The following is a 26,482-nucleotide window of genomic DNA, read 5'->3' on the forward strand; positions in this document are numbered from 1 at the left end:
TCCCACACACATCTAGCCAAAGAAAGAAGGAATTGGAACAATAGTGATTTCATAATAACTTCTTAAAAAAAATGCGTTCCACGAAAATACGATGAACGATTTTCGTGGAACGCGTCTTATTTCTTATGGGTAAATACGATTTAACAAACGTGGGAATGGAATTGCTTCACGTACATGATCGATCCCTGAGATCCAAGTCACTGTACGTTCTAAGCCTAAGCCGAAACCAGAATGTGGAACAGATCCGTATTTACGTAGATCTAGGTACCATGAGTATTCTTTTTCGTCTAAGCCATGATTCTTGATTTGTTCAAGTAAGAAATCATAGTCAGTCGCACGTTCACTTCCGCCGATGATCTCGCCATATCCTTCAGGTGCGATCATATCTGCACAAATCACGACATCTTCTCTTGTTGGATGTGGTTTCATGTAGAATGGTTTGATCGCTTTTGGATAGTTCAAGATAAAGACTGGTTGTTCAAATGAGTTCGCAATGAACGTTTCGTGTGGTGAACCGAAATCATCGCCCCACTCGATATCGTCAAAACCATTTTTCTTCAATAATTCGATGGCATCATCATACGTGATACGTGGGAAAGGTAATTTAGTATAAGTTTTCAATACTTCTTTATCACGTTCTAAGACGTCTAAAGCATACTCGCAGTTATCTAATACACTTTGAACTAAGAAAGCAACATATTGTTCTTGTACTTCTAAGCTTTCTTCTTGATGCGTGAACGCCATTTCAGGTTCGATCATCCAAAATTCGATCAAATGACGACGTGTTTTTGATTTTTCAGCACGGAAAGTTGGTCCAAATGAAAATACTTTACCAAATGCCATTGCAGCAGCTTCCATGTACAATTGACCACTTTGTGACAGATATGCTTTTTGATCAAAGTAGTTTGTCTCAAATAGATCGGTGGTTCCTTCTGGGGCAGAGCCAGTCAAGATCGGTGGATCGATTTTAACGAATTGGTTGTTGTTGAAAAATTCGTAGGTTGCACGGATGATTTCATTTCGAATCTGCATCACTGCATGTTGGCGTGAAGAGCGTAACCATAAATGACGATGATCCATCAAGAAATCTGTTCCATGTTCTTTTGGTGTGATTGGATAATCATGACTTTCACTCACTACTTCAATGTTCGTGATCCCGATCTCATAGCCAAATTTAGAACGGCTATCTTCACGAATCTCACCTGTCACAAGGATCGATGTTTCTTGAGAAAGATTTTTTGCCATTTGGAAAACTTCCTCAGGCACTTCGCTTTTTACGACAACTCCTTGGAAGAATGCTGTCCCATCTCGTAATTGTAAAAAGGCGATTTTCCCACTTGAACGCTTATTAGCGACCCAAGCACCGATCGTTACTGTTTCGCCTACATGTTTTTTTGAATCGATGATTTGAATTTGTTCCACGTAAAATTCTCCTTTGTCCTATAATAATTTCTATTCGTTTTGACTTTTACTCTCAATAAAACGTTGGATTCGTCGGATTCCTTCTTCTAACGTTGCTAGATTCGCCGCATAACTCAAACGAACATTTTCCGGTGCGCCGAAACCTTCACCTGTAACTAGAGCAACCCCTGCTTCTTCTAGTAGATCTTCGACCCACGGCGTCACTTGTTCATAGCCACATATCGCTAACGTTTCTTTCACATTCGGAAACAAGTAAAATGCGCCTTGTGGTCTTTTGACCGACACCCCGGGCAAATCAGCAACAAGCGGAAATACGATGTCTAGACGTTCTTCAAATGCTTTGCGCATCTCTTCAACGGTATCTTGTTCCCCTTGTAATGCTTCAACAGCCGCATATTGACTGACTGCAGTTGGGTTACTAGTTGATTGTGATGCAATCGCAATCATCCCATCAATGATTTTTTGATCGCCGACCGCGTATCCGATACGCCAGCCTGTCATTGCATAGGTTTTTGATACACCGTTGATGATTATCGTCTGTTCACGTATTGCTTTTGAAATCGTTGCAATTGGAGTAAACTCATTGTCATTATAAACTAATCGGCCATAAATATCATCAGCAACTATTAAAATATCGTTTTTTACTGCCCATTCACCTATAACTTGTAGTTCTTCTTTTGTATAGATCATCCCTGTCGGATTAGAAGGAGAATTGATAATGACTGCTTTTGTCTTGGAAGAACGTGCTTGTTCCAATTGTTCGAGGGTCACTTTGAAATCATTGACTTCTTGACCAGTGACAAAAACAGGGACACCTTCTGCTAACTTGACTTGTTCACCATAGCTCACCCAATAAGGTACTGGAATGATGACTTCATCTTTTGGATCTAGGATTGTTTGGAATAAGGCATAGAGGGCAAATTTCGCCCCGTCTGTCACAATCGTCTGAGAAGCATCGTAAGTCAAGCCATAATAGGTTTCCAGATACGAAACGATTGCCTGTCTTAATTCTGGAATACCCGCTGTTGGCGTATAATAGCTTGCTTTTCCATTCTTGATGGCTGCGATCGCTGCTTCTTGGATATTTTCAGGTGTAGCAAAATCAGGCTCTCCTACGGTCAAACTGATAATGTCTTTCCCTTGTGCTTTCAATGCCTTTGCTTTTGCTGCAGTTGCTAGTGTTACGGAAGGCTCTAAGCGTTCCACTCTTTTTGACTGTTTCATCCAATCTATCCTTTCATCCGTCTTTTCTATACCCCGCTAATGACTTTGACTTCCTCTCCCGTTTTAAAAGAAAGTAAATAATAATTCAACTGGTCATCTGACGTTTTGGTAATGACTTCCCATACCGGTTCATCTTTGTACATCCCTAAGGAAGCTTTTTCCACTTGTTGATCGGGATGTTGTTTGCTGATTTCTTGGCGGGCAGCTTCTTCGGTCAAGCCTGCTTTTTGTTCTAACACTTTCACACGCTCACCCGATTTAGGTATGATCACTGCAATATCTTGTCCTTTATCATTTTGGCCTGTTAATGAAAAATAAGTGGCTTCCCGAGTAAACCAATAGAATTGGTCCACTTCCTCAAGATTTGCATATTGTTCAGCTAGTTTTGTCGCCTCTTGTTTCGCTTGCGTCATTGGGCGTGTCGCACGCAGATAAAAAATCGTGCTGATCACGATTACTGCTAATAAAGCGATGATCAAGCCCAGCAAGATGCGATTGATCGTATGTTCTTTGTTTGTCTGATTCTTCAAGGACTGTCGCTCCTTCTTTTTTCATTGATGTCCATTATAACAGATTTCGAGGTGAAAATAGTCCTCGATTATGGCTTAATTTCTTCGTTTTTGTTTAAGAAATCATGGATATCCTCACAAATTTGTTCAAAAGGCGCCTCTTGGACAGGCATCTTTTTAGGCAAGGCATGAATGATCCTCGCGCCATATTTTGCGGTCACTAATCGTCGATCTAAAATCAGCAAGACACCTTTGTCCGTTTCCGAACGAATCAAACGACCTAAAGCTTGTCTGACCTTCAGTGCTGCCTTGGGTAAGGATTCTTGATAAAAAGGGTTGATGCCTTCCGATTCCAAATACGCATTTCTCGCTTTGACCATTGGACGTTGTGGATGATCGAATGGCAACCGCGTAATGACGACTAGCTGTAACGCATCTCCTGGCAGGTCGACGCCTTCCCAAAAACTATCTGCGCCGAATAGCACGCTCATATCAGAAAGAACAAAACGCTTCAATAGTTTCTCACGACTGCCACCGATTCCTTGAGCTAAAATCTCTCTTCCTTGTTCAAGCATTGTCAAATGCATTCGTTGATACACCTTTTGTAAAACATCATGAGAAGTAAACAAAACTAGGATCGGTCTTTTTTCTTGTCTGATCAACTGGTATAACACATCCGTTAGATAGTCGACATACGTTGTACCACTTAATTGATTGATCTCTGGTGCTTCTTTTGGCACGAAGATCCGTGCTTGTTTTTCGTAATCATAAGGAGAGGCAATGACTTTCAGCGGAGTACCTTCAATTCCTAATCGTTTCGCCAAATATTGACGATCTGGGCCCACTTTCAATGTCCCTCCTATATATAAAATCCGTTCATAGCGCTGATACCAAACTGTATTGGGAATCAGTGCGGCAGTAAAATCGTGGAGATGGAACATCGTCTGCTGAGGGGTGGCACCCGGAACAAACCAATGGACTAAACTTTCTTGCCAATTCTCCAACCATTCTTCCATAAAACTTGCTTGTTGATCTAAACGTTCAAACAAAGCATACAGACTTGCAAGATCGACACGCATTTGCTTCGTCCAACTTTCTTGAAGCACCTCTAAGCCTGAACGGATCCTGTACTGTAATTCCTTTATTTCTTGGTAAAAAAGATGAAGATGGTCAATGGCTGTACTTGCTTCAAAAGATAATTTATCTAAGTCCTCTTTCGTGATCATGACTTCTTCCGGATAAGTTTGTCTTTTTTGTTGAGGTATGATCTCAAGTAACCCTTCAGCTAAACAAAGCTGTGCCTCACGAAGCGCAGACAACTCTTCTTTGTAGATATCAAGCCAGCGCTGCCCCTCATGATTGGCTGGAAGATAGCCTTTGAAGCGATCGAACAAACGATCAGGTTCTTCGAATAATTGTACTTCCTTGTTAAAATAGCTCAAACTGAATCGTTGATCATTGACTTTTTCAGCAATCTCAGGTAAATGATGTGCTTCATCGATCAATAAATAAGGACTTTCAGGCAACAACGGTGTCTTTCTTTGTGTTTCTTGGACTAAAAAAGCATGGTTGACGATCAAGAAGTTACTTTGCTTGATTTGTCGATGCAAAAATCGAATAAAATCTTGTTCATAGAACGCTTGTTTTTTCGCTAAAAAGTCAAGCCCGCGATGCGAAACATCTGTAAAAAAGGCATGATTCAAATTCGTTAGATGCAATTCATCTAAATCTCCTGTTTTCGTCTGCGTCAGCCAGACAAGAACTGTCATTTGATAGAGTGCATATTGTTTTTGCTCCTTTGGCTCAAGGAGTGTGGCTTTGAACCGTTGCAAATCGAGATAATGGCGGTAGCTTTTGATAATCGTCGCTTGGATCGGTTGGTCGAATAATTGATTCAACAAAGGAATATCTTTTTCCATGATCTGCTCTTGTAAAACAAGCGATACCGTACTGATCACTGCCGGCTTCTCCGGTGTGGCCAGATAGCTAAGAGGCAATAGATAGCCAATCGTCTTGCCCATACCAGTCGCTGCTTCGATCATCAAATTTTTCGATTCATCTTTGGTAAAATGATCATAGACAACATTCATCAAACGATTTTGTTCTTTACGATACATCAACGTTTTTCCAAATATTTTCTCTTTCGCTTGTTTTTTTCTTGGATAATCTTTATGACCATAGTAAACTTCTGAAAACAGTTCGACTTCTTTTTTTTGTAAGGCGATTCCCTCGATGATTTCCAGTTCATCTGATAAAGGTGGGGGCTGCTTTCTCAGTTCGTCGGTGGTTTGTTCGATGAATAATCTAGTATCCATCCCTGTATGATTGCTCAGTTTCACGATCTGTTCAAGCGTCACTAAAGGTAACTGACGCATCCGTTCTTCAATCAGTAGAAGCAACTGTGCTGTCACTTCCGCATCGCTATCTGCCTGATGGGGATTATCGTGGATAAACCCCAGACTTTCCGACAAATCAGCTAAACGAAAGCTCGGTTCAGTCGGCAAAAATATCTGGGCCAACTCGACTGTATCGATTCCTGGAATCTGTAATTTAGGTACGCCACAGCGAGTCAATTCATGGTTCAAAAACTGATAATCAAAATAAATATTATGCGCCACGAAGATGGTATCCGCTAGAAGGTTGTAAATCGTTTGTGCTACATCTTCAAAATAGGGTGAACGATGGACACGTTGATTGGTGATCCCTGTCAAATGCTGGATCTGTTTTGAGATTTTTCGCCCAGGGTTGATATCCATCGAATAACGAGAGGTGATCCGCCCATCTTCGATCATGACACATCCAAATTGGATAATGCGATCTTCTTTTGGATTTGTCCCAGTCGTTTCAATATCGACGACTGCATAAGTTTTCGGTTTCAACATATCTTCCTCTTCTCTTCCCTCTAGTCTTCTTTTGAAATTATACTACAAATCACTTGAAAATTCTTAGGAAATCAACCTAAAGCATACGTCTGTTGTTATCTTTGCTACTGAGAGAAACAGTAAGTTTACTTCTCCCCTTCCTTTTCTCGTTATCACTCATCTAACCATGTAAGACGATGTTCTTAGGTGTAGAGAATCAAAGCATATGAAAAGAAAACACAAAAAAGCCCAGACCGCTAGGAACTAGCAGACTGAGCTTTTATTTAGTAGTGGGTTAATTAAGCTTTAACAACGTTAGTTGCTTGAGGGCCACGTTGACCTTCTTCAACATCGAAGTTTACTGTTTGGCCTTCTTCTAAAGTTTTGAATCCATCACCTTGGATAGCTGAGAAATGAACGAATACATCGTTGCCGTTTTCTGCTGTAATGAAACCGAAACCTTTTTCTGAGTTAAACCATTTCACTGTACCTGTTTCCATAATAAAAATCCTCCTTGTGTATCAAACACATATTTTGCAATTACTTGAATGGTGAATATCTGGAAGATGTTTATTTGAAACAAACTACCAAGATTACCGAACAAAAACTACATAGTTATTGTAGCACATTAATTACAGTTTAGCTAGTAAATTTTGAACTTTTTTTATTTTTTTTTTCATTCTTTTGCTTATTTCTCCAAAAAAAACGAACGTTTTTAATTTACGCTTAAAAAAAAATTCACTTTTAAACTTGATGATCTTCTGATCTTTCTCCCCTGAGAAATAAGAAAAAGCCACGAAATCAAATAAATGATCTACATGGCTTTTCCTTTCTTATAAAATGAATGATCAATCGGTTCTAGGTACTGTTCCTAGAGACTAATAACGCAATATCGCGGTCAAACTCTTTTCGTCAGGCGCATCTTTTTGATCCAAGATAAAGACTTGTCCGCCATTGGTGATCACATCATCAGCTAGTTGATTCAACACTTGTCGACGGTCGTACTCTGTTTCTGGGTCTTCACCAAATCCGTCAGCCAGATTAGAGGTTGCGATAAATAAGTGAGAAATCTTTCCCTCTTTCGCTGCTGGCACGATGTCCACTAGTTGATCCAAGAATTTTTTATCTAACAATTGATTGTAGCTACTTGCTTCCTTCGCTGCCAGTTCATCCGAAAGTTTCTTCGCACCTGCTTCGATATCTTTTAAAGATAATTGGGCAGGTGAAGCTGAGATCGCCACATCCGAACGGTAATAAGGGTTTTTCGCCACTTTTTTGAACATTGTTTGATTTTCAGGCAAAGCATACAAGTACACAGGCCATTTTTCAGGATTATCCAAGCTGTCTTTAAGAAATTCATCGACCGCTTGGTAATAATTGATCCAGTCAATTTCAACTTCTTCGTCTTTAGGATTCACCCCATGGAATGTTGAGCCTTCACTACCATTTGACGAGTAGTTGATACCTCCACCTGTCAACTCAGATCCTAAAGCTGTCACCACATCTGTAGGTGCTCCTTCGGGTAGATCAACTTCTTTTACTTGTTTGTTGCTTACTTCGTAAAGCTTCATTGAATCACGATTCAATCCCAGTAAATAATACGAGTAGTTAAAATGTCCATTTTTAATGATCGCTAATAAATAAGGTTGGTCACTTACATAATATTGATCATCTACTGCAATGCTCAAACGATGAACAATGGTACTTTCAGGAGACAAGATCACCGCGACACTCGCAGTGGCACTGCGCCAAAATGAAGCATCTTCTAGTAGTTGATCGATTTTTTTTTGAAAATTCGACCAATCATGCTCCGCATATTTCTTTTCAAAACGTTTTTTTGCTTCTTTTGCAAAGTTCTTGAATTTGATCTGATCTTTTTCCACATCTTGATGTGCAACGTGAGTGTTTAGCATAATAGTAATAAATGGTCCTTTGACACCTTCTGAAGTCAGTTGTGACAGTAACTCTCTATCCTTTTTCGCCATAAACGTACCCCTCCTAAAAATCATTTCTTCAATACTACTAACTAAAGTCTACCACAACCATTTTTATCCATAAAACAAAATGGTCCCTAGACAAAAAATCGTTTACAATCCCATCTCTGACTAAGGATTGTTTTCTTCAACTATTCTTCAAAATTTCATCAATGATTCGTTACATTTCACAGCGAAATTATTCATACCTAACTGCTAACATAGAGAAAAGTAGAAATCGAGGTGTTTATATGCAATTATTGATGATATTTAGTTTACTATGTATGACTGCTCTATTTGTATTCACTGCCTTTCGTCTAAATGAACCCGAGGCTCAACCTGTACGAGTCAAAAAGAATCAACGCTAACTATCCTCTTGTGTTCGTTTGGTTTATCTAAAGTTTTTTTCAGAAAGATTGAAACTACGCACACTCTCTGATAAAATTTTAATTTGTAGCAAATCAAATTAGAAAACAAGGAGATTGGACATGGGCACTAAGAAAAAACATTTCGCTTTACTGTTGGCAACGCTTCTTTTAACGTTAGGATCATTCTTGCCAACTTTATCCGTACAGGCCGATGAAGCATTTTCTGTGAATTCCCAAGCAGCATTTGCTGTGGACGCAACAAGCGGAAAAATTTTATACGACCAAGACGGAGAAAAAACAATGGGGATCGCGTCAATCTCAAAAATCATCGGGTTGTACATCGTACTTGACCAAGTCAAAGAAGGAAAATTATCCTGGGATGATGAAGTGGCAATCTCCGATTATGCTGAAACATTAAGCATTGCACCTAATTTATCGAATGTTCCCTTACATAAGGAGAATACCTATACTGTAAAAGAACTTTTTGACTCTGCCTTTATCCAATCAGCCAACGCATCAATGGTCGCTTTAGCTGAAAAGATCTCTGGTAGTGAAACAGCATTTCTGACTGTCATGAATGACCAGTTAAAAGAATGGGGCATTGAAAATGCAACGATCGTCAATGTTTCTGGGTTGAACAATGTTTACCTCGGCGCAAATCGTCCAGAAGGTACTGGCGAAGCAGATGAAAATCAAATGTCCGCAAAAGACGTAGCGATCATCGCACGTCACCTGTTACTCGATTTTCCTGAGGTACTAGAAGTGACGAGTACTGCAACAAAAATGTTTGGTGAAAACACACAATCGCCGGTTGAAATGGTCAATTGGAATTGGATGCTTCCAGGTTTTATCAACTTCAAAGAAGGCGTTGATGGACTAAAAACTGGAACAACTGATTTTGCTGGTGCTTGTTTTGTCGGTACCATCGAACGAGACGGCAAACGCATCATTACAGTCATATTGAATGCGGAAGGTCATGAGCAAAACCCAAGCGTTCGGTTCACCGAAACGGCTCGCTTGATGGATTATTGCTATGATAACTGGTCAGTCAAAGAAATCGGTAAAGCAAACGCAAGCATTCCTTCACTCAAATCGATCGATGTGAAAAACGGAAAAGAAACTTCTGTCAATGTCGTACTAAAAAGCCCAGTCAGTGTCTGGGTCAGAAATGATATGGATACGGGTCAATTGACGATCACACCTAAGATCGATGAGACAAAAGTAAAGGATAATGAACTTGAAGCACCGATCGTTAGAGGCACAAAGGTTGGCACAGCCACTATCACTTTAGCTGATGATCAATTAGGGTACTTAGAAGATGGTGCCTCTCCAAGCACAGACATCATCACTGCTAGTTCGGTTGAAAAAGCGAATATCTTTGTGATCGGCTGGCGCAATGTCACTAATTTTTTCAGTAATCTATTCTAAATAAACATTCCAAATAGTTACATCCACTCCTTACCCAAACAGTAAATGCTGGCTCTTCTTCACGAATCGACGAGACGCTATCAACCTTTACTGTTTGGGTATTTTTCTGCTTCTTACAGAAAATAAATGTATTTTCTATTTTTTCTTTTTTTTATAACAGCATTTTTACAAATTTTTCGTTATACTGTAGATGGTAGATTGTTACTTGTAGGGTTGGTCTATGAGAGGCGAGTAACACTATCAGTTCGTGTTGAATAATCATCACTAGTCTGCTAATCAGCTGTTTCCTTTTCATTCGCAGTGATGACTCCACGATTAGAAAAAGGAGTTGGTATTATGAATTTAACAAGAGATTTGATTTTTTCGATTCTCTATATCGTAGGGATGGTTGGGATCATCACCTGGCGCAGGAAACAAAAAGATCCCGCGTTATTCTTTTATTGTGGTACTTGGACATTCACATTGATGCTTACGTACTTCGTTGTATTAGAGATTTTTTATGCGAGTTTTTATTTCTTGATCCCTCTCGCTTTTTTCAGTATCTTTGCTTTTTTTTACTTTACCGAAAAAAGGCGACTACTGAATGGTTTGATCTTCAATTTATTTTTGATTAGTTTCGGCGCTTATTTATTACTCTTACTTTTTGAGACGCAGAATATCTTTATTGGTGGGATTTTTGCTTTGATTGCAGTACCAGCTTTTTTGATTTTACTATTTGGCATATATATTTTGGTCGTCTTTCTCATTTGGAATGGCATCATCGTCTTAAAAAGAGAATCACGTTCACTAGCTAATCTTTTGACTTTACTGCTAGGGATTGCCTTAACGCTATATTTAATTGCCACTGTATTTTTAATCAACTACTTACCAGCGTGGATCAATGTTCTTCTTTCTGGTATAGCAGTCATCTTGATTTATCTGTTTATTGTCTTCTATAATTTTATGACTGTCTCTTTCTTATATCAGTTCAACCGACCACGTTACAACCAGAATTATATTATCGTGTTAGGCGCAGGCCTGATCAACGGGGAACGTGTTTCTCCCCTCCTAGCCAAACGGATCGACAAAGCAATTGCTTTTTATTGGGCCCAGAGTCATGCTACGCTCAATCCACCGATTCTTTTGATGTCTGGTGGTCAAGGTGCAGATGAAAAGTTACCAGAAGCAATTGCCATGAAAAACTATGCCTTAGAAAAAGGGATTCCGGAGCGGGACATTTTAGTTGAAACAAATTCAACAACCACTTTAGAAAATATGCGTTTCTCCAAAGAATTAATGGATCGTGAATCTGGCGGTGGCGCTTATCGTGCGATTTTCAGTTCAAATAATTACCACATTTTCCGTGCAGGACTCTTTGCGAAGCAAGCACAGTTAAAAGCCAATGGCATTGGTGCAAAAACAGCCTTTTATTATTTGCCAAATGCTTTTCTTAGAGAATATATCGCGATCTTGATGTTGCATAAAAAACGTCACATGATCGTATGTGGTATCATCCTTGGCCTGACTGCATTGTTAGCTTTGATCACCCTTATTGCCTAAAAAAAGAAGTTGCGTTTCATGCAACTTCTTTTTTTCTTTCAATCAGTAAACTATTCTCTCTGATCATTATTCATTGGTAAAAATAAAATCCCTTTTTTGATCATTACTTTTTGTGCGGAATAGATTCCGTTATTTCCCGAACACATGAAACTGATCAAACAAATCATAAAAAAGAAACTAGCTGCTTCTCCTCCAAATAATTCGATGCCCATGACAAAACAAGCAATGGGTGTATTCGTCGCTCCAGAAAACACACCGATAAATCCTAATGCAGCTAGAAAAGGAATCGAAACATGCAGGATGGGCGCTAAAGTTGCCCCTAGAGTTGCACCAATCTCAAACAAAGGGGTCACTTCCCCACCTTGATAGCCAGCGCCTAAAGAAAGGACAGTAAATCCTAACTTACCGATAAAATCATAGGCATGTGCTTTTCCGGCAAACGCATCTTGCAATAAAGGCAAGCTAAGTCCTAAGTAGCGTTGTGTTTGTAAAATCATTGCCACAACTACGACAATTCCTCCACCTATAAAATTTCTAGTGATTGGATGTTTGAACCATTTCAGATACCACTTTTTCAAAAAGACGATTGAACGACTAAAAACCCAACCAATAATCCCAAAAGCGATACCCGCCACCATCAGTTTGCCAAAGAGTGCAGGACTCCACCCTGGAATTTCTCCCATCTTATAATGGATATGTGTGACACCAATCCTTTCGGTTACGAAGTTAGCAAATAAAGCAGCAAAAAAGCTGGGAAAGATCGCTTCTGTACGCATCTTTCCGATTGCTAGTACTTCAAGTCCAAACAATGTGCCTGCTAAAGGTGTCCCAAACACTGAACTAAATCCTGCACTGATCCCACTGATGACCAGCACCTCTCGCTCGATAGGACTCAATTTTAATCCCCTTGCTAGATTTTCAGCTAAAGCGCCACCCATTTGGACTGCTGTTCCTTCTCGACCGACAGAACCGCCAAAAAGATGCGTCGTGATCGTACCGAAAAGCGTTAAAGGAATCAATCGGAGCGGGATTTTTTCTTCCCCACCATTCCCTTGATCAATGACCAGATTATTCCCACGACTAGCATTCCCACCGTATCGTTGATAAAGAAACGCAAATAATGCCCCACTGACAGGTAATAGATACAATAACCAAGTATGTGCTTCTCGTAAATCCGTCACCACAGTTAAGCTATTTAGAAAAAAAGCGGAAAGTCCTCCCATTAGTACGCCTAAACAAGCAGTGATCACTAACCATTTCACCATATATGTCCCTATTTTGAATGGACTAAGTAACCGTTGATCCATTTTTCTATTCCTCCCCACAAAAAAAGCCTACTAAAAAAACGGATTCTCCGATTTTTAGTAGGCGTCATTAGTCATCTATCGATCGACATTTAAAGGCGAACACCATCACCTATTCATTTACAGAAAGTTTATCATACATTCTCAAGAAAAACAATGGCGCTATTTTTCTTTCTTCACGATGTCTGTAAATTCATAAAATGGTGCCAGCTTTACTAGTTGCTGATTGCACTGATCACTATCATGACAAATGTAATTTCCTTTTTTAGTATACGTGCCATCTGATCCTGATTTTGTCGTGGAAAGAAACATCGAAACACTCGAAGTCTTATGGCAAATCGCGCATACTCCTTTGATGATCGTCGGAGAAAGTGTGCCATGGACACCTTGTAGCCGCTCATCTGCATAATAAAGCAGATATTTCTTCTGTGTTCCTGGATCATTCCAGCCCACATAAGTATGCTCTTTAAGATCCAATGTTTGCCAATCTGGGTGTTTCAACTTTTTTACTTTTCGGAATATTTTTTCCACTTGGATTTTTGATGGTTGCTTGAATGGCGCAACATGTTCTTTTAAACGTTCGAGCAATTCTGTCGCTTTTTCTTTTTTCAAGTTTGTATCCATAACTTGCTTCACAAATGGTTCAACTAAGGCGATTACTTGTGGATCATTTTCTACTACCTCATTGATTCTTTCTGTGGCTAATGCTTGAACGGTTGCGACAGTTTTTTTATCATTCACTGAATGATAGACATTTAACAGTTGCTCGATTTCTCGTTTGATAAAGAAATATTGATACGTTTTGATTGTTGTTTCCATGATTTTTTGAGTCCTTTCTTCTTTCAAAAGTAGCTACTTTGAAGAAAAAAGAGTCCTTCAACAAAGTTAGCTTAATAACTGAAGTCCTTGAACTCTGCTAAATAAGATACGTATGGCATCTTATCATCACCCCCTTTATGCTTTTTTCATCTATGTACATTCACCTAATAAAGAGTTAACCTTATAAATCTTATTTCGTCAACTACTTTCGCAAAAAAAAACAGTCAAAGGTTTCCCATGATCGGGACCTTCGACTGTTTCCGTTCGGCTGGTCAAATAGTTAGATCGACTGTTCTTTTCCAAAATATCGTTGCCATTTTTGTTTCATTGTATCCGTTACTGGTTGCGCCGCTTCTTTCACTGCACAATACTTGTCAACAAATGTCACAATATAGCTTTCTTTGTATTTTGGTGGAGCGATCGTTGCTCCCCACATATGTTTCAAGATGATGTCGCGCTCTAAATCAGAAAGTTCAGTAATCTTTTCTGCATTTTTCACAGCGATCCTAGGATGCACATACGCATGTGTGCCTTCATCAAATTTTGTTGTACGCCAGTCATAATAGAATAGGTCATGTAAAAGTCCTGCACGTGCAGTAGCTCTTGCATCTCCACCCCATTTTTTTGCTAATTTGTAACTGTAATAAGAAACACTGATTGAGTGTTCCAATCTTGTCGAATGTACATGTTGGATATAATCAGCTAATTTTTGTACTGCTTCTGTTTCTAATAGATCTTCGATATAAGACATGTATTCTTCGTCTTCACGCCATTTTTCTGTCATAATTTTCGATCTGCCACCTTTTTGAATTTCATTTATCGTTGAAATTGTACATAGTATATCATTCATGTTCGGAATATTCTAGTGAGGTTGATTAAAAATCCAAAAAGCTTAATAGTTCCTTAATCAAGAAGAAAGATGATACAACAATATGCCGGTAGCTACGCCGACATTCAATGACTCAGCATGGCCATTCATCGGGATGTAGATATTTTTATCAGTTAGCGCCAATAATTCTGATCGCACCCCTTGCCCTTCATTTCCCATAATGATCGTATAATTTTTTGTTGGTACGACGGTTGGAAGAGAAACAGCTTCTTCATTGAGTTCTGTTCCGTATATCGCAAATCCTTTTTCTTTCAATTCAGGAATGAGCGCGTCTAACTCTTGTGAGATAACTGGTAAATGGTAATTGCTTCCCTGCATGCTTCTTAAAACTTTGGTGCTATAAATATCAGCTGAGCCTTTCCCTAAGATCACACCTGCTAAACCAAACGCATCTGCTGTTCGGATCATCGTTCCGACATTTCCAGGATCTTGGACATTGTCTAAAAGCAACCAGCCTCCTGTATCTATTGACACTTGGCTAACTTCTAGCGGCATCACTGCCACGATTCCTTGTGGTGTTGGTAGATCAGAGATCACCGCCATCACCTCATCAGTGACTAAAAAGCAATCCAATGCGTGTTGTTCGACCCATGTCCCCCATTCTGACCAGCCTCGTTCTGTCAGAAAGATCTCTTTAGGTATGACTTTGGCATTCACAGCTTCTTCGATCAAGTGAAACCCTTCAAGCAGGTACTCCTGTCCTTCTTCGCGGTGCTTCTTTTTATGTAATTTTTTTATTTCTTTGATTCTAGGATTTTTTGCTGATTGAATTTTTTTCACGTTTTCCACCTCACTTTATTATAGCATGGAATCAATCGTTGGGCTTGTTAGTTTTATAAAAAATCGTTATCATAAATTTATCAAATAGAGGAAAGAGTGGTGCTTCAAATGAAAAAAGTTAAAATGAATGTGCAAGGGCGTGTCCAAGGTGTAGGTTTTCGTTATATGACAAAAATAGTAGCTGATCAATTGGGCGTGACAGGAACAGTTAAAAACGAAGAAGATGGTTCGGTGACGATCGAAGCCGCTGGTGAGGAGGAAACCATCGATCAGTTCATCAAAGAAGTCAAGCTATCCCCTAGTCCCAGTGGCCGTGTCCAATATGTCGACTTGCAAGAACATCCGATGATGGAAGAACGAAAGAAATTTGATGTGATCGGCTAAATGTTTCTTCTTGAAAGCACATATGAAGAAAGTCGTTGTTGCCATCTACTGGAAGATGATCGTTTCAATTCTCTGTTCTTTTATGTGCGCTTCCCTGTCCTTCCCATGATCGGTTAAACTTAAGGGAATTATTTGAATTTTCTATGAAGTTCATTGAATTATTCTCATATTTTTAGTATAGTTAAGCTTGTGTAAAAATTTTAAAAGAGGAAGTATTTTATGAATAAATGGAAAAATTGGTTACTAGGTTCTGGTCTTGTAACACTCTTACTTTTCTTATCTGGTTGTGTCAGAATGGATGCTGAAGGAAACCCTGATACATCTGGAATCGTCTATCGCGTATTAGTACAACCTATGGGACAAGCGATTACATATCTCGTGCAGAATTTCAACTGGTCATACGGTTGGGCTGTTATCTTGATGACTGTGATCGTACGAATCATCATTTTACCTTTAGGAATCAGTCAATCGAAAAAGACAATGATCCAATCTGAAAAAATGCAAGCATTGAAACCTCAAGTCAGTGCCGCCCAAGAAAAACTAAAAGCGGCAACGACCCGAGAAGAACAAATGGCTGCACAAGCAGAAATGCAACAAGTGTATCGCGAAAATGGGTTAAGTATGACTGGTGGAATCGGTTGTTTACCTTTATTGATCCAAATGCCGATCTTCTCAGCGCTGTACTTTACTGCTCGCTATACAGAAGGTATCCGTGAATCGACTTTTTATGGTATCGACTTAGGAAATCCAAGTTTAGTCTTAGTTGCGATTGCCGGGATTGCTTACCTAATTCAAGGGTACATCTCAACGATCGGTATTCCTGAAGAACAGAAAAAAACGATGCGCACCATGTTGATCGTTTCACCTGCGATGATCGTCTTCATGTCGATCAGTGCTCCTGCAGGAGTGACCCTTTACTGGGTAGTCGGTGGTATCTTTAGTTGTCTACAAACATTTATCACCAATGTGATCATGAAGCCACGCTTAAAAGCTCAAGTCGCAGAAGAATTGAAACAAAATCCACCGAAACAAGTCGTGACACCTCGAAAAGATGTGACACCTGAAGAAGCGACGAAACCAACGAAAAAAATCAATACACAAGCAACCAAGAAAAATGCTAACGGTCGAAATGCCGGTAAACAGCAACGTAAAAAATAAAAGGTTTGGGATGTTCGCATCCCAAACCTTTTTTGTTTCAAGCTTTTACTTGATCCGTCTTATTTTGTAATGATTTGATCCAGACTAGCAATACTTAATGCCATATCAGCAATTTGTTGCAACTGTGCTAAACGGTTGTTACGGACAGCTTCATCTTCGACCATGACCATCGTTTGATCAAAATACTGATCGATAACTGGTCTTAAGCTGACTAATTGCTCATAGTTCTCTTTAAGTGTACGTTCCGCAAACTGAGCTTTCACTTTCTCAACTGCTTCGTACAATGCTTGCTCTGCTTCATTTTCAAACAGGCTTGTATCAATCTCATTCGTTGTTCTTTCGGCTTTTTTCGCTAGGTTCATCACACGCGTCAAAGCTTCCATCGATGGTTTGAAGTTTTCATCTTGCAAACGTTCCTTCAACAGACGTGCAGCTGCAAAAACGGTTGTCAAATTACTTTCCTTCGCATTCAAGACAGCATCGATCACATCGTGGCGAATGGCTTTTGTCATCAATCGTTGGCGCAAACGACCTTTGATAAAGTCGATTACATCAGTTCCTTGAACGAAAGCTAACCCGAAACGCTCTTGATTTTCATTGATTGCAGCATTCACTTCTTGTTGTAATTGTGCCAATGGGAAAGCCCATTGTTTTGCTTCAATGATCCGAACGATACCATATGCTTGACGACGTAATGCGTAAGGGTCGTTTGAACCACTTGGCACCATTCCTACAGTAAAGAAAGAGAAAATACTATCTAATTTATCGGCAATGGCTAAGACTGCACCAATCGTCGTTTCTGGCAATTCACCTTCACTAGCGATCGGTAAATAATGTTCACGGATCGCTGTCGCAACCGCTGGATCTTCTCCATGCAACAACGCATATTTTTCACCCATGATTCCTTGAAGTTCTGGAAATTCTCCAACCATGTTCGTCACTAGGTCAAACTTATAGATTTCGCCGGTACGTTGTAATGCAGCTAGTTCTTCCCCCGATAAACCGACAGATTTACCGATAACAGATGCAATCACTTGCACACGTTGCATTTTTTCATAAATACTACCGATCTTTTCATGGAAAGTCACTGATTTCAACTTATTGACATAATGCTCGATTGGGAATTTTTTGTCTTCATTGTAAAAGAATTCCGCATCTTCTAAACGCGCAGTCAGTACTTTTTGGTTCCCACGAATAACGTTATCTAGCTTCACACGATCGCCATTTCGTACAGCGATAAAATGTGGTAAGAGTTGACCTTCGGCATTTCGAACATCAAAATAACGTTGGTGTTCCTTCATGGAAGTCACGAGTACTTCTTCCGGTACAGATAGATATTTTTCTTCAAAATCACCAGCAAAGACAGTTGGATACTCCACTAGATTATTGACTTCTTCAAGTAGGTCTTCATCAAAATCGATGTGCCAATCATTTTTTGTTGATAATTGAGTCGCTTGTTCCATGATCATTGCTCTTCTCTTTTGTGGCGAAGCAACTACAAATTGTTCAGATAGCTTTTCTTCGTATTCTGCTGGATGAGCAAATGTCACATCTTCACCTAAGAAACGATGCCCACGAGAAGTACGTCCAGTTTTCACATCTAAAAATTCAAACGGGATAACTTCTTCTCCAAATAGTGCCACGATCCAATGAATCGGGCGAATATATTCAAAGTCAAAAGAAGACCAGTGCATTGTCACAGGGAATGTCATGCTTTTAATCACATCGATCAATCCTGTCAAGACTTCGATTGCTGGTTTTCCTTGAGTATATTTCGTCACATAGACATATTCCACACCTTTGATTTCTCGGAAGGTGATATCGTCTGTCGTCAATCCTTGCCCACGAACAAATCCTTGAGCTGCTTTCGACCAGTTTCCTTCAGCATCTAATGCGATTTTTTTCGCTGGTCCTTTCACTTCTTCTTCACTGTCAGCCTGACGTTCTGGTACATTTGTTACTTTGATCGCCAAACGTCTCGGAGTAGAGAATGTCTCGATTGCATCGTAAGTCAATTGATTGTCCGTTAAAAACGCTGCTGTTTTTTCTTCTAATTGTTTCATGCTTGGTGTCACAACATGCGCTGGCATTTCTTCCAAGCCAATTTCTAATAATAAGTCCTTTGCCATCTTATTCACCTTCCTTAACAGTCGTTGGATTTTCTGATTGATTATTTAGCAATGGGAATCCAAGTTTTTCACGTTCTGCAACAAAGATTTTCGCCACAGATTTCGCCATGTTACGAATGCGAGCCAAGTAGCCAGCACGTTCAGTCACAGATACTGCACCACGAGCATCTAATAGATTGAAGGTGTGACTACATTTTAAAATGTAATCATATGCTGGATGGACCAGATTTTCTTCAATACAACGTTTCGCTTCTTTTTCAAAACGATCAAAATTACTTAATAATAATTCTTGATCACTCACTTCAAATGAATATTTTGAGTGTTCATATTCAGGCTGTTTGAAGATCTCACCATATTTGACACCTGCTGACCATTCAAGATCATACACACTTTCCACTTCTTGGATATAAGAAGCTAAGCGCTCTAACCCATAAGTGATTTCTGAAGTGACTGGTTTACATGGCAAACCGCCGACTTGTTGGAAGTACGTAAATTGCGTGATTTCCATGCCATCTAACCAGACTTCCCAACCAACACCGGCACAACCCATCGAAGGGTTCTCCCAGTTGTCCTCAACAAAGCGGATATCATGTTCTAACGGATCGATCCCTAACAAACGCAAGCTTTCCAAGTAAAGTTCTTGGATATTTTCTGGTGATGGCTTCATCACCACTTGGAATTGATGGTGTTGATATAACCGGTTAGGATTCTCACCATAACGACCATCAGCTGGTCGACGTGATGGCTCAACGTAAGCGGCATTCCAAGGTTCTGGACCGATTGCTCGTAAAAACGTGTAAGGGCTCATTGTACCTGCCCCTTTTTCTGTATCGTATGCTTGCATCAGCATACAACCGTTCGATGACCAAAATTTTTGTAATGTCAAAATCATTTCTTGAACTGTTTGCTTCTTACTCATATAATTACCCCTTTCATCTTAACCAAGAATCAAAAATAGTAACAAAAAAAGTCCCTATGTTTGCGTAAACAAACATAGGGACGAATATCTTCGCGGTTCCACCCTACTTCCGAGCGACTCGGCAGCTTCGTTGATCGTACTCACAAGTGCCTCTTCAAAAACCGTTAGCATTCGGCTCACACTCTCCCGAACTCGCTTGTGCCACTTGATTTTCTACTGATCTTGATCATCGTACGTATGTGATTATTGAATATCCTTTATAAATGACATTCGTCTATTGAAAAAACAATAGTTACTATCTAGGCTTTATAATAGACGTTAACCAAGTACTTTGTCAAATATTTTTGAAAAAAATCCATTGTTTCAAACATTTTTTCATTCTTCTGCAGGATTTTCCTTCGTTGCCTCATTGGTCGGTTTCATGATATGTTCCCAACTTTTCATTTGATCAATAAACTTTTTACTTTTCAAATGGATGCCTACGTATTCTTCATATAACAGATCAATCAATTGGCGAATCTTTTGTTTGGTTTCTTCTTTGAGGTCGATCCCGCTGATGCGATCATACGAGATTGCTGAGAAGAGCCGTACGAAGTGAACTGCACGTGGGTCCGCGTGATACCGATAATGATCTAACTCCCAGTGATTTTCACATAAGACGCCACCATATTTGGATGAATAATCAAATTTTCCTTGCGTCTTTCCACACACTGCACAGTGGGTCCAAACTGGCGAGATCCCGAAACGTTGCAATAATTGAATCTCAAAAATATTCGTAATGATCTCTGGGTCATCTCCTTGATCCATGCGTTGCAATGCTTGGTGTGTGAATTGAAATAGATTCGGATCATATTGCCGATCCTCGATCGCCGCATCCACTAAGTTCAACAAATAAGTCCCGTAACCGCTAAGAAAAATATCTTCTTGTATCTTACGAAACGAGTGGACATCTTTTACACTGTTAACAAAGGACAAGCCTTCATTATGAAAATGACCAATATAAATTGCTTCCGTAAAAGGCAACAATGCGGGTGCAATCGGTTGATTTTGACGATGGATCCCCTTGACATAAAACATCATTTTTCCTGCCGATTCTGTAAATATCTTGACTAATTTATCTTTTTCCTTGTAGTTGCGACTAGAAAGGATGATTCCTTTTGATTCTGCAAGCTGACTCATCGTCACCCCTCCTCTGACTTTAACGTAAATTGCTTTTTTAAATTGAAAAGAAGGAAAAAGTCATGCGAGCATCCGTGAAGTCGAGACAAAAGTACCTATTACTTTTATTCCAGACTCTTAATTGCTTCCATGACTTAGTTGTCCTCTAACTTCTGTAACTGGATAACCGGTGCTCAAGAGCAACTCTTCAATAGTAAGGCGAAACGTGAAAAAATATGGAAAGCTATTTTCCCACGTTTCGCCTTACTATTCGGAGCTGACCGGCTTTCTCACAACCTTGTTTAATACTCGTCTTGACGATATCCAAAGTCTTGTAAATAGACTCGTTTGTCTCGCCAATCTTTTTGGACTTTTACCCAAAGTTCTAGAAAGACTTTGTCCCCTAGCAGATTCTCAATATCTCTTCGTGCTTTTGTTCCGATGTCTTTCAGCATCTTACCGCCTTTACCGATTATGATTCCTTTTTGACTATCCCGCTCGACAATGATCGTAGCTTGGATATGGATTTTATTATTCTCATTACGTTTCATCGTATCGATGACTACTGCGACTGAATGGGGTACTTCATCTCGTGTCAAAAACAAGACTTTTTCCCGAATCAATTCAGAAACGATAAAATACTCCGGATGGTCAGTGACTTGATCGTCTGGGAAATATTGCGGGCCTTCAGGCATTTCGTCCACTAAGACCTCCATCAAACGTTCGACATTGTTTCCTTCTGTCGCAGAGATCGGAACAACTTGGGCAAACTCCATTTGTGAGGAATAATCTTCAATAATCCCTAATAACTCATCTGGATGGACTTTGTCGATCTTATTGATCACTAAATATACCGGTGATTGGACATTTTTCAAGCGTTCGATGATGAAATCGTCGCCTTTTCCTCTTTTTTGATCGGCGCTGATCATGAACAATACCGCATCAACTTCACGTAAAGCACTATAAGCTGTTTCTACCATAAAATCGCCTAAGCGATGTTTGGGTTTATGGATTCCAGGTGTATCAATAAAGATCAATTGTGCTTCAGGAGTCGTATACACTCCTTGGATCTTATTTCTTGTCGTTTGCGCTTTATCACTCATGATCGCGATTTTTTGACCAACGATCCGATTGAGCAACGTCGATTTACCAACATTTGGTCGTCCGACGATTGCTACAAATCCAGATTTATGTTCTGACATAATTACTCTCCTTTTAATTAAAAAACAGTTGATAGATTTTTGGACCAAATAAGATGATCCCCACGATTACAGCGAAGCAAGCAGTCAATAACACTGCCCCAGCTGCCATATCTTTGATTTTTTTCCCAATGGGATGAAAATGGAAGTCTGTGAACATATCCACTACATTCTCAAACACAGTGTTCATGATTTCGACGATCCATACGAGAAAGACTGAAAGGAGCAACCATAGCCACTCCATTCGATCCAATTGAAAGATGAACCCCATGATCAGAGCAATGATCCCAAGAGCCACATGTTTCTTCATATTTCTTTCTTCATCAAAAACGGTTTTGACTCCTTGTAAAGCAAACTCCACTGACATCAAAAAATGTTTGTTTTTATCTACTTTTTGTTCTTCTTTTTTATCTTTTAAGTCCATAAGCATCTAAAATCTCTTTCTGTAAGCCAAACATTTCCGCTTCATCTTCAGGTGTCATATGGTCGTAGCCGTTGATGTGTAAAAATCCATGGACGGCTAAGAAGCCTAGTTCGCGATCATAGGAGTGACCATATTCTTCAGCTTGTTCTTTTGCCCGATCGATTGAGATCATGATATCTCCCAATACACGAGGTATTGGCTCATCGTCCTCTTCAAAAATCACTGGGATCTCGTCTTCACCTTCATCTTCTAACGCAAAACTGATCACATCTGTTGGTGCGTCTTTGCCACGGTACGTACGATTGATTTCTTGGATAGACGGATTATCCATGAAGGTCACCGACATTTCCGTCTCATCTGATAAAGAAAGTTTTTTTGCCGCAAATTGAAGCAATTCATCAATTTCTTTGATTTTCGTTTCAGATACAGTGTTTGTTTCATCGATAAATGTAATATCCATTAGTCATCGCTTCCTTCTTGCTATTCTTTTTCTTGTTTCATTTTTTCTGCTTCAGACTTCATTTTAGGGTATTTGATCCTTGAGTGGAAGGTACTGCTCAATCCACTCACAAGAGATTTTTCAACTTTGCGGATTTCTTTGAGTGTCAATCCACTATCATCAAGCTGACCATCAGAAATCCGTTCTTCAATCAAATTATGCACAAAAGCTTCGATTTTTTCACTGGTTGGATGATCCATCGCTCGCACAGCGGCTTCGCAACTATCCGCAATATTGACGATCCCAGCTTCCCGTGTTTGCGGTCTAGGGCCAGGGTAACGGAATTGTTCCTCTGTTACTTCGGGATTACGTTCTTTTGCTTTGATATAGAAATAACGCATCAAAGTCGTCCCATGATGTTGCTTGCAGATATCGATCACCATTTGTGGCATATCGTACTCTTCTAAAATCTTCGCACCGTCTGTCACATGCCCAAAAATAATTTGTTTACTATCTTCAGGAAGTAAAAAGTTATGGGGATTTTCCGCACCAGAAGGTAAGTTCTCCACGAAAAAGCTGGCATGTTTGATTTTGCCGATGTCATGGTAATAACAAGCCACACGTGTCAACAATGAACGCCCACCGATTTCAGCAACTGCATTCGCACTCAGATTCGCAACCATCATACTATGATGATACGTTCCCGGTGCTTCTTCTAACAATTGCTTCAATAATGGATGGTTCGGGTTACTCAATTCATTTAGAACGATCACACTGTCGTCATTCACTAATAGCTCAATATAAGGGTGCAGACCAATCGTCAGTAAATACGACAGAAATGCGCCCATGAAGCCACATACAAGTGTTAACCAAGTGGTGCCATCGCTAAAGCTCATGCCTTGATAAACCACTAAAACGACATCCATCAATAACGGAAAGACAACGACCCACATGATTGCTGGGAACCATTGTTCTGAAATACGTTGCCGTTTTAAAATGGCTGCTAAAAAGCCGGCAAATAGGTACGAGACCAAAATCACAGTCAAGAAATTCGTACCGATCGAATTGTAAAAAATGAATAGCGCTGAAACTGCTTGGAATAACGCAGCCATGATACCCGCTCTTCGATTCAAGAAAAAGTTTAAGACAAGCGGTACAAACGCTGCTGGGTAAAGTAACGGAATATACGTCGCTTGCTCTGTTTGAAAGACTTGGAAAAATTTCATCAATAAAATACTGATGGACATCGCTGTTACGTAGAAAAGAATATACTCTGTTCGTTTGAATAGATCTTTATACTGTAGTGAATTGTAGAATAACACACCAATTTGCAATAATACCGCTAGAATCATAGCGACAAGAGGAAAAATCGAAGTAGATTGACTCGTCAAACCTAACAACTCTAATTTTTTCATAGCAGCTGCATCGATTTGATTCCCTTCACGAACAATGATCTCCCCTTGGAAAATCATGACGGGTTGGATGGAGTCACGTGCCTCTTGCTTCAACTCTTCTGTTCGTTTTTCATTTAGCACATCATTCACAACAATGCCCTGATCGACTAAATAGCGGATCATTTCTTGTTGTTCTGCCGAAACATTCAAATACTGGATCTTATCATTTGCTTCTTGTTTGAAATTATCTAAATCACTTTCTCGAACTTGCTTACTCATTTGTTCGTCGATCAATTTCAAGCTTTCATCACGAACCGTCGTAATCTCGCTTTCTGACATATTCATGATCGTTGAGTAAAAACTATTTGGTAATTTTTGGTAGAACGCGACATCATCCGCATTTGAACTTTCGAATATTCGTTTCAATGCGGCTATCCGTTCTTCTACTGTTGGCTTTGGAACATTTTCATCTTCTTTTGCCTTACTGACTTTTTCTTCGTATTGTTTGTCGATCGTGTCATTCGCACGATCGATCAAAACAAACAGTTGATTGATCCGACGATCTTGTTCCGAAGCTAGGTCACTTTGGTAGGTGTACTCAGGTGTCACTGCTTCAGCTGCTAATTTCCTTTTTTGTTCGGTTTCTTCCGTGTTCTCAATCGTTTTATTGGCACGGATACTTTCTTCCGCTACTTGTCCCTCTCTAAAATCATTGGGCTTTTGCTTCACGCTGCTAAACGTGATCCCACACATCAATAGAAAGAAAAGCAATAAGAGAAAAGGTGCTGCAGCTTTCCCTAATTTCGCTTGAAGCTGCTGCAATATTTTGTTCAACATGTGGTAATCCTCCTAAAAAAGCTATTCTTGATGAAGATCCGCTTTTTCATAAGCTTTGATGATTTCTGCCACGACAGGGTGACGAACGACATCACTAGCTTCAAAATTCACAAAATCGATTTTTTTGATTTGTTTGAGTGTTCGTTCTGCATGGATCAATCCACTCATTGTCCCTTTTGGTAAATCGATTTGGCTCGTGTCCCCATTGACGATCATTTTTGACTGATAGCCAAGCCGAGTCAAAAACATTTTCATTTGGGCGACTGTTGTGTTTTGCGCCTCATCCAAAATCACAAAGGCATCATCTAACGTTCTACCACGCATATATGCAAGTGGTGCAATCTCGATGATTCCTCGCTCCATCAAACGATTGGTATGATCCAACCCAAAAATCTGGTACAGTGCATCATAAACTGGTCGTAAATATGGATCGACTTTTTCCTTCAGATCTCCAGGTAAGAATCCAAGATTTTCACCTGCTTCGACGGCTGGACGAGTCAAGATGATTTTTTGGACTTCGCCTTTTTTTAAGGCAGCAATCGCTAATACGACAGCCAAAAATGTTTTCCCAGTACCAGCTGGTCCTACGCCAAAGACCACATCATGTTTGGCGACAGAATCGACGTATTTTTTTTGTCCGCTGTTTTTGACACGGATCGGTTTGCCATTGCGATCTTTGACGATCTCTTGTTCATACATCTCAACAAAATAGTCCAATGTCCCTTTTTGAGCCATTTTCAAGGCAGTGACCACATCAGGCATACTGATATGGATCCCTCGTTTGATCAATTCTTGTAACGTTCGGATGACGGAAGCAGCCAAAGAAATATCGGTTTCTTCCCCGATGATCTGGATCACTTCACCTCTTGTGTGGATCGTCGTTTCAGTTGTTTCTTCGATCAGTTTGATATGTTTATCATGTGACCCTAAAAGCATACTGATATCATCAGTTGCTGTTAATCTAATATCCAAAGAACTAGACGCTTCTGTCAAAAATAGACATCTCCTTTATTTCAAATCGTTCTTACCTATTCTACCATAATCATGAAAAACTATATAGCGAATAAAATGAGACGACTTGAGAAAAAAGTTTTAATTTGGATTACTGAGACAAAACGTTCTTCAACTAAAACAACCTAACCATTTAGTAACTAGCAGAGATACCTGACTTTGATCATCAGTTGTCCGATTTATTTTAATCTATGAATCTTTTGTCAAGTAACAACAAACGTTTTTAAACAAAAAAATATTGATCAAAAAACTATTCTTTTAATGAACACAAAAAAACTACGGACACTTTCGCGTCCGTAGTTTCGTTTGCTAAG

The 26,482-nt window shown here is 39.6% G+C and carries 22 protein-coding genes and 1 riboswitch; of the genes, 4 read left to right on the forward strand and 18 right to left on the reverse strand.

Going from position 1 to position 26,482, the window contains the following annotated elements; all coding sequences use genetic code 11:
* Window positions 1–123: 123 nt before the first annotated feature.
* From asnS to IGJ99_RS09515, 6 genes are all read right to left on the reverse strand, one after another.
* Entirely contained in the window at window positions 124–1,422 is a 1,299-nt protein-coding gene (asnS, locus tag IGJ99_RS09490; RefSeq protein WP_010734979.1) for an asparagine--tRNA ligase, read from the reverse strand.
* Window positions 1,423–1,452: 30 nt separating this feature from the next.
* Window positions 1,453–2,646, reverse strand: coding sequence for a pyridoxal phosphate-dependent aminotransferase (locus IGJ99_RS09495; RefSeq protein ID WP_062804936.1), 1,194 nt, complete (start codon window positions 2,644–2,646; stop codon window positions 1,453–1,455).
* Window positions 2,647–2,672: 26 nt separating this feature from the next.
* The gene (locus IGJ99_RS09500; protein WP_010734977.1) at window positions 2,673–3,176 is read right to left on the reverse strand and encodes a cell wall elongation regulator TseB-like domain-containing protein; all 504 of its coding nucleotides are present in this window, start codon (window positions 3,174–3,176) and stop codon (window positions 2,673–2,675) included.
* Between the two features lie 68 nt (window positions 3,177–3,244).
* Window positions 3,245–6,034, reverse strand: coding sequence for a helicase C-terminal domain-containing protein (locus IGJ99_RS09505; RefSeq protein WP_224434902.1), 2,790 nt, complete (start codon window positions 6,032–6,034; stop codon window positions 3,245–3,247).
* Window positions 6,035–6,315: 281 nt separating this feature from the next.
* Window positions 6,316–6,516: a cold-shock protein gene (locus tag IGJ99_RS09510; RefSeq protein WP_005875554.1), complete on the reverse strand. Its 201-nt coding sequence runs from the start codon at window positions 6,514–6,516 to the stop codon at window positions 6,316–6,318.
* 378 nt (window positions 6,517–6,894) lie between these two features.
* Window positions 6,895–8,001: a baeRF6 domain-containing protein gene (locus IGJ99_RS09515; RefSeq protein ID WP_224434124.1), complete on the reverse strand. Its 1,107-nt coding sequence runs from the start codon at window positions 7,999–8,001 to the stop codon at window positions 6,895–6,897.
* Window positions 8,002–8,477: 476 nt separating this feature from the next.
* On the opposite strand from IGJ99_RS09515, the gene IGJ99_RS09520 reads away from it, so the two are divergent.
* Entirely contained in the window at window positions 8,478–9,785 is a 1,308-nt protein-coding gene (locus IGJ99_RS09520) for a serine hydrolase (protein ID WP_062804932.1), read from the forward strand.
* 336 nt (window positions 9,786–10,121) lie between these two features.
* Window positions 10,122–11,324, forward strand: coding sequence for a YdcF family protein (locus IGJ99_RS09525; RefSeq protein WP_010734972.1), 1,203 nt, complete (start codon window positions 10,122–10,124; stop codon window positions 11,322–11,324).
* Between the two features lie 50 nt (window positions 11,325–11,374).
* Here the strand turns inward: IGJ99_RS09525 and IGJ99_RS09530 are convergent, their stop codons facing one another.
* From IGJ99_RS09530 to IGJ99_RS09545, 4 genes are all read right to left on the reverse strand, one after another.
* Window positions 11,375–12,631, reverse strand: a complete 1,257-nt coding sequence (locus tag IGJ99_RS09530; RefSeq protein WP_023519995.1) for a voltage-gated chloride channel family protein — start codon at window positions 12,629–12,631, stop codon at window positions 11,375–11,377.
* A 51-nt stretch (window positions 12,632–12,682) separates the two neighbouring features.
* Window positions 12,683–12,750, reverse strand: a riboswitch (Fluoride riboswitch).
* A 40-nt stretch (window positions 12,751–12,790) separates the two neighbouring features.
* Window positions 12,791–13,447: a FusB/FusC family EF-G-binding protein gene (locus IGJ99_RS09535; protein WP_010734970.1), complete on the reverse strand. Its 657-nt coding sequence runs from the start codon at window positions 13,445–13,447 to the stop codon at window positions 12,791–12,793.
* Between the two features lie 280 nt (window positions 13,448–13,727).
* Window positions 13,728–14,231 (reverse strand): HD domain-containing protein, encoded by a 504-nt coding sequence (locus tag IGJ99_RS09540; protein ID WP_010734969.1) that lies wholly within the window; start codon window positions 14,229–14,231, stop codon window positions 13,728–13,730.
* A 123-nt stretch (window positions 14,232–14,354) separates the two neighbouring features.
* Window positions 14,355–15,116 (reverse strand): TrmH family RNA methyltransferase, encoded by a 762-nt coding sequence (locus IGJ99_RS09545; protein ID WP_062804929.1) that lies wholly within the window; start codon window positions 15,114–15,116, stop codon window positions 14,355–14,357.
* Between the two features lie 108 nt (window positions 15,117–15,224).
* Here IGJ99_RS09545 and IGJ99_RS09550 point away from each other — a divergent pair, with 108 nt between their 5' ends.
* Complete coding sequence (locus IGJ99_RS09550) at window positions 15,225–15,500, forward strand: acylphosphatase (protein ID WP_023519998.1); 276 nt, start codon at window positions 15,225–15,227, stop codon at window positions 15,498–15,500.
* A gap of 219 nt (window positions 15,501–15,719) precedes the next feature.
* A complete protein-coding gene (gene yidC / locus IGJ99_RS09555; RefSeq protein WP_010734966.1) occupies window positions 15,720–16,658 on the forward strand; it encodes a membrane protein insertase YidC in 939 nt (312 codons plus the stop codon).
* A gap of 59 nt (window positions 16,659–16,717) precedes the next feature.
* On the opposite strand, the gene glyS is transcribed toward yidC, so the two are convergent.
* The 8 genes from glyS to IGJ99_RS09595 form a co-directional block, all read right to left on the reverse strand.
* Complete coding sequence (glyS, locus tag IGJ99_RS09560) at window positions 16,718–18,787, reverse strand: glycine--tRNA ligase subunit beta (protein WP_438748346.1); 2,070 nt, start codon at window positions 18,785–18,787, stop codon at window positions 16,718–16,720.
* Window position 18,788: 1 nt separating this feature from the next.
* Window positions 18,789–19,706 (reverse strand): glycine--tRNA ligase subunit alpha, encoded by a 918-nt coding sequence (gene glyQ, locus IGJ99_RS09565; protein WP_010734964.1) that lies wholly within the window; start codon window positions 19,704–19,706, stop codon window positions 18,789–18,791.
* 375 nt (window positions 19,707–20,081) lie between these two features.
* Window positions 20,082–20,885, reverse strand: a complete 804-nt coding sequence (gene recO, locus IGJ99_RS09570; RefSeq protein WP_023520001.1) for a DNA repair protein RecO — start codon at window positions 20,883–20,885, stop codon at window positions 20,082–20,084.
* A gap of 281 nt (window positions 20,886–21,166) precedes the next feature.
* Window positions 21,167–22,066, reverse strand: coding sequence for a GTPase Era (gene era, locus IGJ99_RS09575; RefSeq protein WP_010734962.1), 900 nt, complete (start codon window positions 22,064–22,066; stop codon window positions 21,167–21,169).
* Between the two features lie 13 nt (window positions 22,067–22,079).
* Window positions 22,080–22,487, reverse strand: coding sequence for a diacylglycerol kinase family protein (locus IGJ99_RS09580; protein WP_226075803.1), 408 nt, complete (start codon window positions 22,485–22,487; stop codon window positions 22,080–22,082).
* Window positions 22,471–22,947, reverse strand: a complete 477-nt coding sequence (gene ybeY, locus IGJ99_RS09585) for an rRNA maturation RNase YbeY (protein WP_438770791.1) — start codon at window positions 22,945–22,947, stop codon at window positions 22,471–22,473. The genes IGJ99_RS09580 and ybeY overlap by 17 nt, the downstream gene beginning before the upstream one ends.
* A 20-nt stretch (window positions 22,948–22,967) precedes the next feature.
* On the reverse strand, window positions 22,968–25,157 hold the full coding sequence (locus IGJ99_RS09590) for an HD family phosphohydrolase (RefSeq protein ID WP_010734959.1): 2,190 nt from the start codon (window positions 25,155–25,157) through the stop codon (window positions 22,968–22,970).
* Window positions 25,158–25,178: 21 nt separating this feature from the next.
* Window positions 25,179–26,150, reverse strand: a complete 972-nt coding sequence (locus IGJ99_RS09595) for a PhoH family protein (RefSeq protein ID WP_010734958.1) — start codon at window positions 26,148–26,150, stop codon at window positions 25,179–25,181.
* Between the last annotated feature and the right edge of the window lie 332 nt (window positions 26,151–26,482).

The sequence above is a fragment of the Enterococcus sp. AZ095b genome, assembly GCF_051714725.1.
Classification (GTDB): Bacteria; Bacillota; Bacilli; order Lactobacillales; family Enterococcaceae; genus Enterococcus_B; species Enterococcus_B pernyi.